General features: G+C 71.2%; 11 protein-coding genes. 3 read left to right on the top strand and 8 right to left on the bottom strand.

What is annotated here, in order from left to right; translation table 11 throughout:
- Window positions 1-30: 30 nt before the first annotated feature.
- From AB0J91_RS16330 to eccD, 8 genes are all read right to left on the bottom strand, one after another.
- Window positions 31-363 (bottom strand): hypothetical protein, encoded by a 333-nt coding sequence (locus AB0J91_RS16330; RefSeq protein WP_363869158.1) that lies wholly within the window; start codon window positions 361-363, stop codon window positions 31-33.
- A complete protein-coding gene (locus AB0J91_RS16325) occupies window positions 353-790 on the bottom strand; it encodes a YbaB/EbfC family nucleoid-associated protein (RefSeq protein ID WP_363869155.1) in 438 nt (145 codons plus the stop codon). Before AB0J91_RS16325 ends, AB0J91_RS16330 begins: the two co-directional genes overlap by 11 nt.
- A 122-nt stretch (window positions 791-912) precedes the next feature.
- Window positions 913-3,879 (bottom strand): hypothetical protein, encoded by a 2,967-nt coding sequence (locus AB0J91_RS16320; RefSeq protein WP_363869152.1) that lies wholly within the window; start codon window positions 3,877-3,879, stop codon window positions 913-915.
- 274 nt (window positions 3,880-4,153) lie between these two features.
- On the bottom strand, window positions 4,154-4,537 hold the full coding sequence (locus AB0J91_RS16315; RefSeq protein WP_363792308.1) for a hypothetical protein: 384 nt from the start codon (window positions 4,535-4,537) through the stop codon (window positions 4,154-4,156).
- A gap of 289 nt (window positions 4,538-4,826) precedes the next feature.
- Entirely contained in the window at window positions 4,827-5,114 is a 288-nt protein-coding gene (locus AB0J91_RS16310; protein ID WP_132622914.1) for a hypothetical protein, read from the bottom strand.
- A gap of 255 nt (window positions 5,115-5,369) precedes the next feature.
- Complete coding sequence (locus AB0J91_RS16305) at window positions 5,370-5,681, bottom strand: hypothetical protein (RefSeq protein WP_363792312.1); 312 nt, start codon at window positions 5,679-5,681, stop codon at window positions 5,370-5,372.
- A 67-nt stretch (window positions 5,682-5,748) separates the two neighbouring features.
- Window positions 5,749-7,173, bottom strand: a complete 1,425-nt coding sequence (gene eccB / locus AB0J91_RS16300; protein ID WP_363869149.1) for a type VII secretion protein EccB — start codon at window positions 7,171-7,173, stop codon at window positions 5,749-5,751.
- Between the two features lie 102 nt (window positions 7,174-7,275).
- A complete protein-coding gene (gene eccD / locus AB0J91_RS16295; protein WP_363869146.1) occupies window positions 7,276-8,697 on the bottom strand; it encodes a type VII secretion integral membrane protein EccD in 1,422 nt (473 codons plus the stop codon).
- Between the two features lie 295 nt (window positions 8,698-8,992).
- Here eccD and eccCa point away from each other — a divergent pair, with 295 nt between their 5' ends.
- From eccCa to AB0J91_RS16280, 3 genes are all read left to right on the top strand, one after another.
- Window positions 8,993-12,919, top strand: coding sequence for a type VII secretion protein EccCa (gene eccCa / locus AB0J91_RS16290; RefSeq protein WP_363869144.1), 3,927 nt, complete (start codon window positions 8,993-8,995; stop codon window positions 12,917-12,919).
- On the top strand, window positions 12,916-14,067 hold the full coding sequence (locus AB0J91_RS16285) for a S8 family serine peptidase (RefSeq protein WP_363869141.1): 1,152 nt from the start codon (window positions 12,916-12,918) through the stop codon (window positions 14,065-14,067). The genes eccCa and AB0J91_RS16285 overlap by 4 nt, the downstream gene beginning before the upstream one ends.
- Before the next feature lie 144 nt (window positions 14,068-14,211).
- Window positions 14,212-17,055 (top strand): AAA family ATPase, encoded by a 2,844-nt coding sequence (locus AB0J91_RS16280; protein WP_363869138.1) that lies wholly within the window; start codon window positions 14,212-14,214, stop codon window positions 17,053-17,055.
- Window positions 17,056-17,403: the final 348 nt, after the last annotated feature.

Below are 17,403 nucleotides of genomic sequence, written 5' to 3'. Positions count from 1 at the left end.
CGTGACTCGTCGATCACGCCGGGCCTGCGCTCACGCCTTCCTGCCGCCCTGGCTCACCTCGCTGTTCGCGGTCTCGTTCATGTCGTCGAAGGTCTTGCCGACGTCGACGACCTTCTCGCCGTCGGTGCCGATGGTGATGCCGAGCATGCGGAGGAATTCCAGCCCGTCCTTCTCGCCGGGCTCGTACTTCGTCCGCAGCGTCTTGGCGATGTCGTCGTCGCCCTCGATGGCGAAGGCGTTGCAGTCGTGGGCGAGGTCGGCGTAGATGGAGTTCGCGGTCTCGGCGATGCGGGTCAGGTCGACACCGCCCTTCTTGAGCGCGTCGATGTCCGCTGCGACGAGGTCGTTCTCCTCACTCGCCACGATCGGTCCCCTCCCCCTCGTCGGCGGCGTCGGACGTGCTGTCGGCCTCGCGCACCGCCTCGTCGAACATCTTGTCCAGGTCGAACTCGCCGTTGACCATCTCGGTCAGCGCGGAACCGAAGCCCGCGGGTGCCATCGCGCTGTAGGTCGCGATGGACTTCTGGCTCGCCTCGTCCTGGGCCTGCCGGACCAGCTCGACGATCTTGTTGGCCAGTTCGGCGGGCGCCATCGTGCGGTAGCGGGTACCGGAGAACTTCAGGCCGGTGAGCCGTTGCCGGTGGTCCACCGTCGCGGATATCGAGCGGTCCTTGCTGGAGACCGTCGTGGTCTCCTTCTCGGCCCGCTCCTGCGCCTCGCGGATGCGCTCCTGCTGCTCCCGGAGGTCGGCCAGCGCGTTTTCCATCTGGTTGAACAGGGGAGATGACATCGCTGGTCACTCCCTCCTTCCCGGTACCTGCCTGACGAAGAGTTCTCAGAACGCGGCCGCAGCCGCTGCTTCAGGTGTGGGACTCACGCACCGCTGAGCAAGTCCATTTCTCGAACGGCTCCTCAGCCCTGCCCGGACGTCGTTGCCTGGGTGGTCTGCTCCTGCTCGGCGGGCGTCGGCTGCGTCTGCGGCTGGCGCGGCGGACGGACGGGACCCGCGGCGACCTGCTCGTCGACGTCGAAGTCCGCTTCGTCGGGCAGCCCGATGACGCCCATGCCCGCGTCGGCGTTGGTGCCCCAGACGTCCTCGTCCTCGGACAGCCAGGTCTGCCGTTCGCGTTCGTTCTTGTCGCCCTGCTGGCCGCCCATTCCGCCCATCATCGGCGGCATGAACGGCATCCCGCCCATTCCCTGCTGGGTGGAGGGGCCGTTGAGCTGGCTCATGCCCGGCGGCAGCGCCGAGGACTGCGAGCCGCCGAGACCGGAGCCCGCACCGGAACCCATGCCGAAGCCGGTCGTGCCGCCACCCGCTCCGCCGCGCTGCTGTTCGGAGCCGCTGCCCGAGCCGCCGAGACCGTCGGCCGAACCGTCCGGCGCGCCGAATCCGTCGGAGACGCTGTCGAAGCCGTAGCCCTCGGCCGGATCGGACACGCCGTCGAAGCCACCGGAGCCGAGACCGCCTGCGCCGTCGCCGAACCCACCTGCTCCGCCGTTGGCGACGTCGCCGAGGCCGGCGCCCGCGCCGGACCCGAGCCCGCCGGGGTCGAATCCGCCCAAGCCGCCGTTGGCCGGGTCGCCCAGGCCTGCACCGGCGTCGGACCCGAGGCCACCGGGATCGAAACCGCCCTGCCCGCCGGGCAGATCGCCGAAGCCTCCGGCACCACCATTGGCCGGATCACCCAAGCCCTGACCCGCACCCAAACCACCATCAGCGCCACCAGGCAGATCACCGAAACCACCGGCACCACCGTTCGCCGGATCGCCCAGGCCCTGACCCGCACCCAGACCCGAATCCGCGCCACCGGGCAGACCCGTGTCACCGAAACCACCGGCGCCGCCGTTGGCGAGATCGCCCGATCCCGCACCAGCGCCGTCGTTGGCACCGGTGCCGAAACCACCGGCACCACCATTGGCCGGATCGCCCAGGCCCTGACCCGCACCCAGACCCGAATCCGCGCCACCGGGCAGACCCGTGTCACCGAACCCTCCGGCGCCACCGTTGGCGAGGTCACCGATGCCTTCACCGGCACCGGGGATCGGGTTGCCGTTGGAGTCCAGGGGAACCCCGGCCATGCCGCCGGGACGGTCCTGGTCCTGCTGGCCGGGGGTGTCGCCGAAGCCTCCGGCACCTCCGTTGGCGGGGTTGAAGGAGCTCTCGGTCAGGCCGCTGTCGACCAGGCCGGGCTGCTGGGTCCCGTCGCCGAGGCCGCCGGCGCCACCGTTGGCGGGGTCGGTCTGGCCGAAGTCGCCGAAACCGCCCGCGCCACCGTTCGCCGGGTCGCCGTTGGGGCTGGTGCCGGGCTTGTTGCCCGCGCCGCCGCCGGTGCCACCGGCCAGGCCGAGACCGCCGGGTCCGACCATCGGCGGGGGCGCACCGCCGTTCGCGCCGTTGTCGCCGGTTCCCAGACCGGAGTCCCCGCCGAGCCCGTCGCCACCGCCGAGACCACCGGCACCGCCGTTGGCGAGATCGCCACCACCGGGACCGCCGAGACCGTCACCTGTGCCGAGACCGCCCGCACCGCCGTTGACCGGGTCGCCTCCGCCGGGACCGCCGAGGCCGTCGCCGCCACCCAGGCCACCGGCACCGCCGTTGGCGAGATCACCGCCACCGGGACCACCGAGCCCGTCACCACCGCCGAGACCGCCCGCACCACCGTTGGCCGGGTCGCCGCCAAGGCCATCGCCGCCACCGGGTGGCGGGACGTTCGTGTTCCCGCCGGGCGGCGGCACGTTCGTGTTGCCGCCAGGTGGGGGCACGTTGGTGTTGCCCCCGGGCGGCGGCGGGATGTTCGTGTTGCCCCCGGGCGGCGGCGGAACGTTGGTGTTGCCACCAGGCGGCGTGGTCGGCGGGGTGTGCGGGGCGCTCGTCTCCGGCTCGGTGAGCTCCTTGATCGCCGACTGCGTGTACTTCAGCTCCTCTTCGAGGGGCTTGAGCGCCGCAGCGGCCGCGGTGTCGAGCGTCTTGAGCTCGGTGAGCGCGGCGTTGGTGATCTCCGTGTTCATCTTGTCCCACGGACCGGCGGTGACCAGGTTGCCTTCCTTGAAGCTGGCCAGCGAGGTGTTGATGTACTCCTGGGCTTCGGAGGTGCTCTTGCCGTCGAGCTGGTAGTTCGGCGCGCCGTTGACCAGGCCGACGCCGTTGGTCAGGAATTCGTAGAGCTGGTTCTCGTAGTCGACGCGCTTGTTGTTGGGCAGGTACAGCGCGCGGCTGCGGAAGTCGTAGAAGGCTTGGGCGAGTCCGTTGACCGCCGCTTCGATCTTGTCGCCGAGGTTCTTCAGCGCCACCGAGACCGCGACCCCGCGGTCGATGGTGAGCTGCTCGTGCAAGCCCTCCAGCTTGTCGGCGTTCTGGTCCATGCGCCCCTGGATGACCGAGGCGGCCTTGCCGCTGAACCCGGAGTCATCTGAGTCCAGCGACTTGGCCCAGGTCCGGAAGTCCTTGCCGGTGCTCTCCAGCCACTTCTCGTACTTGCCGACCAGGTCCTGCGCCTGGCGCAGGGTCGGCAGGTCGAGGGTGCCGCTCTTGCCCGAGGACATCTCGGCGACGATGGTCCCGGCGTCGTTGATCGCCTTGGTCCACGCGTCGGCCGCCGCGGTGTTGCGGTTGACCCGGTAGTAGACCCGGTCGAACGCGGTGTAGGTGAGGTCTTCGGTGGGCGCGACCCGGTTGGTCAGGTCTTCCTTGAGCTTGTCCCCGGTGAAGTCGGCGTCCTTGCCGCCGGCACCACCGTCCCCGCCACCGGCGACCTCGAACCACTTGACGCCTTCGGCCATGGATTTCAGGTCCGGCCCTTTTCCGGTTAACGCGTTGAGGGCCTGGAAGAACGTCCAGTCACTGCTGGGGCCTGACAGGTCCGCGTTCTCGGGCATGGGCTTTCTCCTGCTCCAGGGCTGATGCCGTCAGATGAGGTCGATCAATGAGGTCGAAACCGCTCGAATCGCTTGGGGATCAGCGCAAGCGGCGAAGCCGCGAGCAGTGACAACCACTCTCGCAACTCGCACCGCCGCGGGTTCTCAGCGGTTCTCTGGGGAGGACGCCGCGACGCCGTGTATTGGCATACATCAGGAGTGGCGCCCGGACCCAGAGGGCCGCTGAGGTTCCGCCACCCGCACCGCCAAGCAGAGCGCGTAGCGAACCAAAGACTCAAGCGGCCGGGGTCTGCGTTCCGGAGATGTCCGGGTAGTCCTGGACGAACTCGGTCGCCGAGTAGCTGGCGAGGTCGTCGGTGTCCTCGAAGACGCGCTTGGCGTCGTTGAGGGCATCGGTGAACTTGCGCCAGTCCTTGCTGGTCTTCTCGTTCATGGTCTCGGCGGACTTGCCCAGCGCGCCCAGGGATTCGTTGAGCGACTGGATGGCGGGCCACTCCGGGTTGCCCGCGTGGACCCGCTCGCCGAGGTCGGCGGCGAGGCGGATTCCCGAGCTGGCGCCCAGGAACTGCTTGCGCAGCTCGTCCTCGTGGGTGTCGACGTTCTTGATCAGCTTCTCGTACTGACCGCTGTCGAACTTGGTCTTCGTCTCGTCAGCCACGAGACTCTCCTTTTCTCAGGGAGGGAAAGGGGAATCGGGCGCGGGCCGCTGCGCGTTGCGACCCGCACCCGAAACTTCAACCACCTGAAGAACAAGAACACCTTGCGGCAGTAGCCGCGTCTTCAGGTGTGGGACTCAGCTTGCACCGCCGCGGGTTCTCAGCGGTTCTCTGGTGAGGACAGCCGCAACGCCGTGTATTGGCATACATGAGTTGCGGATCCCGGAGCCAGAGGGCCGCTGAGGTTCCGCCACCCGCGCCGCATAGCAAGGTGAGTTGGGAACCACATACCTACGCCATGATCTGGGCGCTGCGGTTGTCACCGTCTTGGAATGCCTGAGCGGCGTTGTTCGAGGAGGTGTAGCCGCTGCTCAGGCGGGTGTTCATCTCGGTGTAGGCCTGGTTCCACTTCTGCTGCTTCTCGGCCCACAGCGGCGCGGCCTTGCCCTGGGTGGCCTCACCCATGTTCTTCAGAAAGCCGTTGAGCTCGTCGAGGATGGTCCCCATCTGACGAACGGCCTGCTGCAGCCCCATGTTGACCTCTTCATAGGCCCCGTGCTGCACGCTGAACTGGGTCATCTCAATCTCCGTTCTAGGTAGAAGGTTTGCTCGCCCTGCTTCGACGCAAGCACCGAAGGTGCTTTCTCCTTGCCCCACCTGAGCAACCGGCACCGCCGCGGGTTCTGAGCGGCTCTGTGGCGAGGACGCCGCGACGCCGATGTCCACCCCTGGGGTAAGCGGTAAACATCAGTAGTGGCGCCCGGAGTCCACAGAGCCGCTCAGGTTCCGCTACTAGCACCGCCAAGCAAGGTGATCCCGCCGAAAAAGGAGAGATCAGAGGTCGGCGCCGGAGGCGTTGTCTGCGGCCTGCTGGGCAGCCTGCAGCGAGGCGTTGCGGACGTCCATCACGCGCTGGTTGAGCTGGTTGAGCTCGTTCTCGATGCGCGAGAAGTCGCCGGCCCACACGCCGAACTTGTCGACGAGCATGCGGCCGGAGTCGGACACGTTGGCCTGGCCCAGCGAGGAGGCCTGCGCCTGGACCTGGTTGTTGAGCTGGCGCATCTGCGACAGCGACTGGTTGGTCGCTTCGATGATCTGCTGCAGCTGCGAGTCGTTGAGGCCGTACTGGGCGCCTGGTGCGGTCATCGGGTTCTCCTTGGCTATGTGCGGGATTGGACTTGCTCGATGTGCGCCGTCCACGAGGGACGGCATGTCATGGTGCTGCTTGCACACCATCACCTGCGGCTCGCTCCGGTGCGAGAACCGGTCCGGTCGGCAGCAGCGAGAGCAGGTGTGCTGGAACCGGAACCGCGTCGGACAGCCGATAGCCGAGGGCTTCGGCCGCGCTCTGGCCGGGCACCGGGTACTTGGCGCCCGAGTCGGTGACCAGGTGGAGGCCGGCGCCTGGCACGCCGGGCGCGGGCAGCGTGCGAGCGAGCACACCCGCGCCGGGTTGGACGTCGATGCGGTCGGCGGTGAACTCGTCGCGCTCGATGCCGGGCCCGCCGACGATCACGCCGGCTTCGGGCCATCCGCTGACCAATGTGGACTTGGTGCCGCGCGGTCCGGGTTCGACCTGGGCGCAGGGCGCTCCGCGGTCGGAGGAGTCGGACGTTCCGGCGGTGGGCAGCAGCGAGGGCGGCTTGTCCGGCAGCTGCGACATCAGCGGCGAGGAGGGCATCTGCCCGACCGAGGCCATCGCCGCGGGCGAGAGGACGCGCGGGCTCGGCTGCCCGCCGCCGGCCGGGTCGCCCATCGCCAGGGCGGCGGTGGTGCCGTTGACCGGCATCAGTCCGCCCGTGGTGAGCATGTGGAGGGTCTGCGGGCGGCCGACGACGCTGACGGAGAAGATCTGCCCGATGCGGGTGGGCTGGCCGTCGAGCGACGGGCCGGGCTGTCCGGCTCCGGGGATCCGCAGCGGCCCGAGGTCCGGTCCGGCGGGCATGGCGTTGATGAACGCGTCTCGCACCGGCAGCGCGGTGGAGGCGTCGTAGCCCAGCACCGCGGCCACCCACGGTGCGCTGAGCTTCATCCGCTTGTCCCGCCACACCAGGTACTGGTCGCCGCTGCTGGAGCGCACGAGGACGGCCTCGTCCTGCCGCGCGGGCTCCACATCGGACGTGTCGCCGACGTGCAGGGTGACGGTGGCGTGCGGAGCCCCGGCGGCATCGCGGGTGGTGGTCGCGCAGACCAGCCACGCCTGGGCCGCGCTGCCCGCGCCGCCCGCCGGGATCCCGTCGGGGGCGCCGATGATGCCGATCGGAGTGCCGCGCGGGACGTCGCTCAACGTCGAGCGGGACACCTCCGCGACCTCCTTCGCCCCGAGCAGCCGCGCCGACGCGTAGTTGAGCACCGGGCGCAGCGTGCCGTCGGAGGCCAGCACGTACTGGCTGCCGGTCTCCTTCTCCACGATGAGCTTGCCGGGCTTGGACCAGTCGGTCGCTCCCCCGAAGCCGAGCACACCGGCCACGGCGAATCCGGCGACGATGAGCATCGACAGCATCAGGCCGATCACGTAGCCCAGCGGGGTCCGCCGCAGCGGCGGGTCGGGTGCGTCGGGTTCGGCCTGCACCAGCGCGGAGACGACCCGCGCCGACATGAAGGAGTGCGCCTGGACCTGATCACTTCGCGAGTGCACGACTACCTCCCCGCAGCAGGGGGTGAGCGGTCCGCGCGGACTCCGCAGCCGCGATCAGGGGTTCACGCACCGCGAAGCAGGCGGACCACTGGAAGTCCTTCTTCACGACCATGAGGCCCTCACCAGGGCGTAGAGGTCCAGGGCCGCGAAGGTCATGGGGATGATCGCGATGGCCAGGGTGGTGTGCGCCCAGTCGCCGGCGCGTCCCCAGTGCGGCAGCATCTTGCGGCCGGGCAGGCCGCGGGCCCCGGCGAGCAGCAGTCCGGCGAGCAGGACGAGTCCGCCGATGATGAAGATCCGCCAGGTTCCGGGGATCAGCAGGCACATCGCGGAGATCACCGCGGCGAGCCCGAGGAAGCCGGGCACCATGACGGCGACGCGCTGGCGGGAGCTGACGAACTCGCGGGAGTGCAGCAGGAGCAGCAGCGAGGCGATCGCGGCCAGGGTGGGTGACGCCCATCCCGGGGTGAAGGCGAGGATGCCGAGGCAGCCCGCGATGACGACGCCGAGCCCGAAGCACAGCGCGGTGAGGTTGAAGTCGGCTGCGGCGGTGCGGTTCATCAGCTCGCGGCCGGGTTCCGGGTCGATGCCTTCCTGGAACTCCTCGGCGGAGGTGGGCAGCGGCGGGACCTTGAGCCCGGCCATCCAGGCGGCGATGCGCGGAACGCGGGTTCCGACCAGCAGCGTCACGGCCAGCACGACGGCGGCGGCACCGCCCGCGGAGAGCATGTCGAAGGTGTTGAGCAGGCCGACGAGCGCGGTCAGGCCGGTCGCCAGCACGGCGGCGAGGTACCCGGCGCCGAATCCGCCACCGACCAGGAAGCGGCCGAGCACGATGGCGCTGGTGCACACGGCCGCCGCGGTCAGGCAAGGCGCCACGAGCTGCGGGTTCATCGCGATGACGGGTCGGCCGATCATCGGCAGCGCCCACCCGGCGGCGGCTCCGAACGCGGCGCTGCCGGAGAACAGCAGTTCCGCGGCGGCCCGGTCGCCGAGCGCCCGCGAGGCCAGGGTGGCGGCGCCGAGCAGCAGCAGCGCGACGCCACCCGCGGTGATCGCAACCCACTGCCCCGCTCCGACAGTGGGCAGCAGGACGAGCCCGAGCGCCAGCGAGGCGCCGAGCAGCGCGAGGAACGCGCGGCGGGTGCTCTCCGGGCGCCACAGGTCGCGGCGCTGGTCGCGGATTCCGGTGGCCACGCCGTCGGCGAGGTCGTCGAAGTCGGCAGGCGGCAACTGGTCGTTGCGCGGCCTGAGGTAGAGGATGTCGCCGTCGTAGAGGCCCAGGGCGGCGGTGCCGAGATCCTCCTGCAGGGCCTGCTCACCGAGCCGCTGCAGGACCCAACCGTCGTGTTCCAGACCCGCGTTGCCGAGCCCTCCCCCGAGGTGGTCGAGGAAGGTGGGCAGCAGGTCCGCGAGCGGAATGTGGGCGGGTACAGCGAGCTCGACCCGCGAGCTGGGGCCCTGAATCGTCAGTCGACACACCTCGCCCGCGGCGACCGCGGGCTGAGCCGTCGTTCCCGTCATACCCACCACACGGGCCCCGGCCTAGGAACAGTTCAACCAATTTGCCGAACGTGCCTCTCGGGCAGCAGCTCGTCCACCTGCACCGGGCAGTTCGCGCACCGCCGATCGGCCGAACTCGACCCGCTCCGCGCAGTTCCGGACGATGGTCGGCATTTCGGTCGGCCGGTTTCCCGCTGCCGCTTTGACCCGTTTGGAGTCCCACAACCGTGTAAGGGATGAGGGGTAGCAGGGAAAGGATCTGATCGCATTGAGTGTGACGCCGTTTCGGCGACCGGCCAGGCAGAAGCCCCCCGCGATGCCCGACGGGGAACTGTCCTTGCAGGAGCCGCCCGTCATACCCGAGCAGGTCAGTGGCGGTTTCGGCGGTCTGCTGATGTACCTGCCGATGGCGCTGGGCTCCGGGGCCATGATGCTGATGTTCATGGGCCGCGGTGGATCCGGCGGTTTCGGCGGCATCGGGCTCATCGTGGTGGCGCTGATGGCGGTGTCCATGCTGGCCATGGGTTTCGGCCAGATGGGTCGCAACATCGGGGAGCGCAAGCGCCGCCTCAAGGGCGAGCGCCGCGACTACCTGCGCTACCTGGGCCAGATGCGCAAGCAGGTCCGCCAGGTCGCGGTGGACCAGCGAAAGGCGTTGTCGTGGCGCCATCCTGACCCGACGGGCCTGTGGTCGGTGGCGATGAGCGGACGGCTGTGGGAGCGACGTCTGTCGCACGCCGACTTCGCCGAGGTCCGCATCGGCCGGTCCGCGCAGCGGCTGGCGATGAAGATGACGCCGGTGCAGTCCAAGCCGGTGGAGGACCTGGAGCCGCTGTCCGCTCGGGCGCTGCGCCGGTTCATCAAGGCTTACACCACTGTGGACGATCTGCCGACGGCCCTGTTCCTGCGCGGTTTCTCGCAGGTGCAGATGCGCGGTGACGCCGAGGCCGCGCGCGGCCTGCTGCGCGCGGTGCTGGCGCAGCTGGTGACCTTCCACTCCCCCGACGACCTGAAGATCGCCGTGTGCGCGAGCCCGGACCGGGCCTCCGAGTGGGACTGGGTGAAGTGGCTCCCGCACGCCCAGCACGCCAGCCAGCAGGACGGCGCCGGTCACGTGCGGATGCTGACCAGCACGCTCGCCGAGCTGGAGGCGGTGGTCGGCCCGGACCTCAACGACCGGGGCCGGTTCGAGGCCGGTGCGAGCCCGACCCGCGACGAGCCGTTCGTGGTGGTCGTCCTCGACGGCATCACCACCCCGGCGGAGTCCCGGCTGGCCGGTGCCGGCTACCGCAACGCCACCGTGCTCAACCTGGACATGTCCGGTTCCGCGCAGCGCACGACGCTGCGCCTGGAGCTGGCCAGCGACCAGATCGACATGATCCGGCTCAACCGCTCCGGCGCCGAGGTGCGCACCGAGCTGGGCACCCCGGACTCGCTGAGCCTGTCGCAGGTCACCTCGCTGGCGCGCACGCTCGCTCCGTTCCGGCTCAGCGCCACCACCGACATCGTCGAGCCGATGGTCACCGACTTCGACCTCGCCGCGCTGCTGGAGGTCGGCGAGATGGACAAGCTCGACGCCGCCCGCGCCTGGGCGCGGACCTCGCCGCAGGACCGGCTTCGGGTGCCGATCGGCATCGCCGAGAACGGCACCAAGATCGAGCTGGACATCAAGGAGTCCGCGCAGGGCGGAATGGGCCCGCACGGCCTGCTGATCGGCGCGACGGGGTCGGGCAAGTCGGAGCTGCTGCGCACGCTGGTGGTCGCGATGGCGATCACGCACTCCTCGGAGTTCCTCAACTTCGTGCTGGTGGACTTCAAGGGCGGCGCGACGTTCCTGGGCCTCGACGAGCTGCCGCACACCTCGGCGGTGATCACCAACCTGGCCGATGAGGCACCGCTGGTCACCCGCATGCAGGACGCGCTGCAGGGCGAGATGGTGCGCCGCCAGGAGCTGCTGCGCTCGGCGGGCAACTACAGCTCGCTGCTGGAGTACGAGAAGGCCCGCGCGGCAGGCGCTCAGCTGGCTCCGATGCCGAGCCTGTTCCTGGTGGTCGACGAGTTCAGCGAGCTGCTGGCCTCGCACCCCGACTTCGCGGAGCTGTTCGTGATGATCGGCCGGCTGGGCCGGTCGCTGGGCGTGCACCTGCTGCTGGCCTCGCAGCGCATCGACGACGGCCGGATGCACAAGCTGGAGAGCCACCTGTCCTACCGGATCGGCCTGCGCACCTTCTCCGCGATGGAGAGCCGTTCGGTGATCGGTGTTCCCGACGCCTACCAGCTGCCGAGCGCACCGGGCAACGGCTACCTGCGCTCGGACGTGGCGACCCTGTCGCGGTTCAAGGCCGCCTACGTCTCGGCGCCGTTCAAGCGGCGCACCGCGGAGCAGCGCAAGGCCGAGATCAGCCGTCAGGTGGTGACCTTCGGCGCTGCGCGGCTGCCCGACGCGCCCACCGAGCAGGTCCCGGAGCCGGAACCCGAGACCGAGGACGAGGAGACGACCGAGACCCTGCTGCAGGTCGCGGTCAGCCGCCTCAAGGGCCAGGGGCCGCCGGCGCACCAGGTGTGGCTGTCGCCGCTGGACGAGCCGCCGACCCTCGACGAGCTGCTGCCCCCGCTGGTCCCGGACGCCGACCACGGCCTGACCCCGATCAGCTGGCCGGGTCGCGGCAAGCTGCAGGTCCCGGTGGGCGTCATCGACAAGCCCTTCGACCAGGCCCGCGAGCTGTACGTGGTGGACCTGTCCGGGGTCGGCGGGCACGTCGGCATCGCCGGTGGCCCGCAGGCGGGCAAGTCGACGATGCTGCGCACGCTCATCGCCGGTCTCGCGCTGACCCACACCCCCGCCGAGGTGCAGTTCTACTGCCTGGACTTCGGCGGCGGCACCCTGCAGACCCTCGGCGAGCTGCCGCACATCGGCGGCATCGCCGGGCGCATGGACTCCGAGCGGGTCAGCCGCACCGTGGCCGAGGTGCAGGGCGTGCTGGCCAAGCGCGAGGAGATCTTCGCCGCGCACGGCGTGGAGAACATGGCCGAGTACCGGGAGCTGCGCCGCAAGGGCGAGATCCCGGAGGACTCCTTCGGCGACGTGTTCCTGGTGGTGGACAACTGGGGCACGCTGCGCAGCGACTTCGAGCAGCACGACCAGACGATCCGCTCGCTCGCCTCGCGCGGCCTGACCTACGGCATCCACCTGATGCTGACCACCGGCCGCTGGGCCGACATCCACAGCCAGCTGCGCGACCAGCTGGGAACCCGGCTGGAGCTGCGGCTGGGCGACTCGATCGACTCGGTGATCGACATGCGCGCGGCGGCGGGCGTTCCGCGCCAGCCGGGTCGCGGTCTGACGATGGACAAGCTGCACTTCCTGTCCGCGGTCCCGCGCCTGGACGGCCTGCGCCGGGTCGACGACCTGGCCAAGGGCGCCCGGATGCTGGCCGAGGCGGTGGCCGACAACTGGGACGGCGAGGACGCCGCCGGGGTCCGGATGCTGCCGTCGGTGCTGCCCGCCGAGCAGCTGCCCGAGCCGCAGGGCAAGCTGCGGGTCGCGCTGGGCTGGGGCGAGGCGGACCTGCAGCCGGTGTGGCACGACTTCTCGACCCAGCCGCACCTGACGGTCCTCGGCGACACCGGGAGCGGCAAGACCGCGCTGCTGCGGCTGGTCGCCGACGCGATCCCGAAGAACTACGCCCCGGGCGAGGCCGAGCTGATCCTGGTCGACTCGCGCCGCGTGCTGCTGGACGCGGTTCCCGACGCCTACCGGCGGGGTTTCGCGTTCTCGGCGACCGCCGCGAAGGACATCGTGGGCACCGCGGCCAACGAGCTGCGCGAGCGGCTGCCCGGCGCGGACGTCACGCCGCAGCAGCTGCAGCGGCGCGACTGGTGGTCGGGTCCGGAGGTGTTCATCCTGGTCGACGACTACGACCTGCTGGCCAGCACGATGGGCGGTCCGCTGGACTCGCTGCTGGACCTGCTGCCGCAGGCCGCCGACATCGGTCTGCACGTGATCCTCACCCGCAGCGCCGCCGGTTCCTCGCGGCTGTCGATGGACTCGGTGGTGCGGCGGATGCAGGAGTCCAACACCCCGGACCTGGCGTTCTCCTGCCCGCCCACGGAGATGCCGCTGCTCAACGGCATGCGCGCGCAGGTGCTGCCCGCGGGCCGGGCGCACCTGGTGACCCGCCGCAGCGCGACCCTGGTGCAGGCGGGCTGGCTGGAGCCGCGTCCGGCGGGAGACCGGGCATGAGGGCGGCGGTGGCGGTGGTGGCCGGGGTGGTGCTCGCGATGGCACCGGTTCCGGCCGCCGCCCAGCAGCAGTGCGCGCAACCGGCGAATCACGTGGTGCCGCAGGAGGGCTGGGCCCTGCAGCGCCTCGACCCGAGCCGCGTGTGGGACCTGACCACCGGGGAGTCGGTGACCGTCGCGGTCATCGGCACGGGTGTCAGCGCCGCGGCACCGGCGCTGTCCGGGGCGGTGCTGTCCGGGCAGAGCCTCAGCGGCGGCGCGGGCGATGACGACTGCGCGGGCCGGGACACCTTCATGGCCGGGGTGATCGCGGCGCGTCCGGCGGCGGGCACCGGTTTCACCGGAATCGCGCCGGGCGCGCGGATCCTGCCGATCCGCATCAGCGATGACCCGAAGGAGGTCGATGCGGGCAAGCTGGCCTCGGCGATCCGCTCGGCGGCCGACGGCGGCGCGAAGGTGATCGCCGTGTCGGTCGGCACGGCCGTCGCCGACGGCGGGCTGCGGGCGGCGGTGTCGTACGCGCTGAGCCGGGACGCTCTGGTCATCGCACCGTCCGATGTGGACGTCGGCGAGGACGCGATCCCCTACCCCGCCGCGTTCCCCGAGGCGCTGGCGGTCACCGGGATCACCGGTGAGGGCGAGCCGATCCAGCACGCAGCAGGCCCGCCCGCGCTGGTCGCGCCGGGCAACGAGGTGGTCGGCATCGCCCCGCGCGGCACCGGCCAGCTGGTGGCCTCCGGCGGCGGAATCGGCGTCGCGTTCGTCGCGGGCACGGCCGCGCTGGTGCGGGCCTACCACCCGCGGCTGTCCGCGTCCCAGGTGCGAGAACGCCTGCAGGACACCGCCGATCACCCGCCCGCCGAGCTGCCCGACCCGCAGCGCGGTTACGGCGTGGTCAACCCGGCCGCCGCGGTCACCTCGGTGCTTCCCGCCGAGTCCGGCGAGAAGCCGATGGCCGCGGCCGCTCCACCGGTTCACCTGCCACCGACGCCGTTCGTCGATCCGCTGCCGCGACTGGTCGCGCTGACGGTCACCGGCTCGGTCGGACTGCTGGCGGTGCTCGGTGCGATCGGCGCGGTGCTGCTGCCGCGAGCCCGCGAGCGGGGCTGGCGGTCGGCGTGGCACGGCACTCCGAAGAGCGGGGGCTAGCCACGTGCGCGAGCAGAACTCGATCAATCACGCTGCGGCGGCACGCATCCGTCGCGAACCGCCAGACGCCCCACCGAGGAGTTCGAACGCGCGAGACACCGGTGACCGGTCGGCACCGGTCCAGGACCAGGCAGGGGCGCGTTGATGACGTCGGGCGGAACAGCGGAGGTCTTCGGACGGGACTCGGAGCTGGCGCAGCTGCGCGGGCTGGTCGGCGAAGTGGTCGCCGGACGCGGCAACGTGCTCTGGCTCGAAGGTGAACCGGGCATCGGCAAGACGGCGCTGCTGCGCGCGCTGCTCGCCGAGGCCGAGCGCCTCGGCTGCGCGGTGCACCACGCCGCGGCCGACCAGCTCTCCCAGCGCTTCCCGCTGCGCGTGCTGCTGGACTGCCTCGCGGTGCACCCGAAGTCCGACGATCCCGAGGTCCTCGGGATTCACGAGCGCCTGCGCCTGGCCAGCGACGACCCGGTCCCGGCGATCGCCGAGCAGCTCATCTCGCTGGTCGAGAAGCTGTGCGCAGCAAGCTCCCTGGTGCTGGCCGTGGACGACGTGCAGTGGGCCGACGAGTCCAGCCTGCTGGTGTGGCACCGGCTGAGCCGTCTCGCCGAGCACCTGCCGCTGCTGCTGGTGGCGGCCATCCGCCCGTCCGGCAGCCGCACCGAGCTCGGCGTGGTGCGCGGCGAGGATCGCGCGGCGGTGCGGATCTCGGTTCCCCCGCTGGACGAGGCGGCCACGGCGGATCTGGCCGCGCACCTCACCGGTGCCGCCGAGGTCGGGCCCGCGCTGCTGGAGACGCTGGGCCGCGCGGCCGGAAACCCCCGCTACGTGCGGGAGATGGTGCTGGCGCTCGCGCGCGAGAACCACCTCGACGCCGACGGGGCGCGCGCGGAGCTCACCCCGGACATCACCGACGGCGCGTTGCCGCGCTCGCTGGCCGAGGCCATCGCCGCGCGGCTGGGCTTCGTCGGCAGCGACACCATCGGGCTGCTGCGGATGGCCGCGCTGCTGGGCCCCACGTTCTCGGTGACCGATCTGCGCACCGTCTCCGAGCGCCCGGTGGTGGCGTTGGTGGGCTGCGTGGAGGAGGCTCTGACCGCCGGTCTGCTGGTGGAGTCGGGATCGAGGCTGACCTTCCAGCACGGGCTGATCCGCCAGGCGCTGCACGAGACCACGCCGACCGCCCTGCGGCTGGCGCTGCACCACCAGGCCGCCCGCGCGCTGGCGTCCTCCGGCGCTCCCGTCGAGCGCACCGGTGAGCAGCTGCTGGCCTCGATCTCCGTCGACGACGCCGAGATCGACGACTGGGGCCTGGACTGGCTGGTCGACAACAGCAGGATGCTGGCCCACCGCGCGCCGGACTGCGCCGAAGCGCTGCTCGGCGGTGCGATCCCGCTGCTGTCCACGCACGATCCGCGGCGTGAACCGCTGCGCACCGCGAGGGTTCTGGCGATGGTGCAGCTCGGTCGCCCGGAGCAGGCCCGCGAGCTCAGCGAACGCGCGCTGGCCGACACCCACGACCCGTCCTGCGCAGCGGAGCTCAGCTGGTACCTGGCGTGGTCGCTGGCCGTGCTCGGGCTCGACGACCTCGCCACCGAGGTGGTCGAGAAGGCCTTGCGGACACCGGGTTTCGACCGCCCGTGGCTGGCGAGGATGCACGCGGTGCTCGGGCAGGTCATGCTCTCGCGCGGGCACTTCGAGGCCGCGGACGCGGCGGTGGAGCGCGCGCTGGCCGAGGCGCGTCCCGCCCGCGACGGCTTCGCGCTCGGTCTCGCCCTGCACGTGCGCGGGGCGGCGTTGGCGCGCCGGTGCGACCTGGCCGAGGCGGTCATCTGCTACGAGCAGGCCGGCGCTGCCCTGGGCGACGCGCCGGAGAACACCGACCTGCGGCTGACGGTGCTCGGCAACCGGATGATGCTGCTGTTCGGCCTCGGCCAGGCGGCGGAGGCCGAGGGCGCGCTGCACGAGATGCTGGCCATCGCCGAGCGTTCCGCGACCCCGGCGCGGCTGGCCGCGGTGCGGCTGTCGGCGGCCAACCACTACTACACGATCGGCCGGTGGGAGGACGCGACCGCCGAGCTGGACGCGGCCACCGAGCTCGCCGATCGGCTCGACGAGGCGGGAAGCCGCTGGCTGCACGGGCTTTCGGCCTTGCTGGCGGGTCACCGCGACGACAGGTCGACGCTGCTGCGCAGCCTGCAGGCCGCGGGCTGCGAGGAGAACCCGGCCACCCGCTCCGCAGCGGAGTTCCTGCTGCTGGCCGGTGCGATGCGCGCCGAGGCCGAGTCGGATCCGCGGCGCGCCATGCGGTTGCTGGCGGAAGCGCTGACCGAGGGCAAGCGGTTCGGCACCCGCTACCTGTGGCTGCCGAGCCTGGTGCGGCTGGCGATCGAGACCGGCGAGACCGAGATCGCGGGCCGCGCCACGGATGCGTGCGCCGAGGACGCCGCGGTCGGCGCGGTGCCCAACATCGTCGCCGCCTCGCAGCACTGCCGCGGTCTGCTGGAACGGGATCCGACGGCGCTGCGGGCCGCGATCGAGCTCTACAGCAAGACCAGCCAGCCGCCCAGGTACGCGCGGGCGCTGGAGGACATGGCGGTGGTGCTGGCCGAGCGCGGCGAGTCGGCGCAGGCGCGCACCGCCTACGGGCGAGCCGTGAAGATCTACCAGAAGCTCGGTGCGACCTGGGATCTGCGGCGCGCGGATGCGCGGATGCGCCCGCACGGCGTGCGGCACGCGCGGGGCCGGCGGCACCGCGCCACCAACGGCTGGGAATCGCTGACGCCGACGGAGCGGCAGATCGCCCACCTGGTGGCCGACGGGCTGCCCAACCCGGACATCGCGGCGGCGCTGTTCTCCTCCCGGCGCACGGTGGAGGTCCACGTCTCGCACATCCTGGCCAAGCTCGGGGTGCGGTCGCGCGTGGAGATCGCGGTGGAGGCGACGCGGCACGGCGGCGAGGAGACGCGCAGCGGTTCCAGGTCCGCGTGACGCCCCCACCGGTACCGCAGCGTCACGGTCTCCCCGCGGCCCTCACGCGTTAGGTCGAGCGCGCACGGCACCCGACGCGATTCCGCGGGCCGAAGAACTCACGCCATGTCACCGAATCACGGCTCCGTCATCGTTCGTTCACAGTAGCTTTATTTTTCGAACCGACTGGTTGGTCCGGCACATGGGGACGGAACCCGGCAAATCCACCACCGCCTTGCTCATCTGAGCGTCACGCGAGGACCACGTGGAAAAACTACGTGAGCTCCCGGATTTCCCCCGTTCGAGCTAACGGGCAAGCTCATCGCTGCCATCCGGAGATCCCGTTTCCGGTCGTTCTTCTCCTGATCT

Origin of the sequence: Saccharopolyspora sp. NPDC049357 (assembly GCF_040677225.1) — a bacterium.
Lineage (GTDB): Bacteria > Actinomycetota > Actinomycetes > Mycobacteriales > Pseudonocardiaceae > Saccharopolyspora.
The sequence above is the reverse complement of the archived record's forward strand: the minus strand, read 5'-3'. Positions and strand labels throughout refer to the sequence as shown.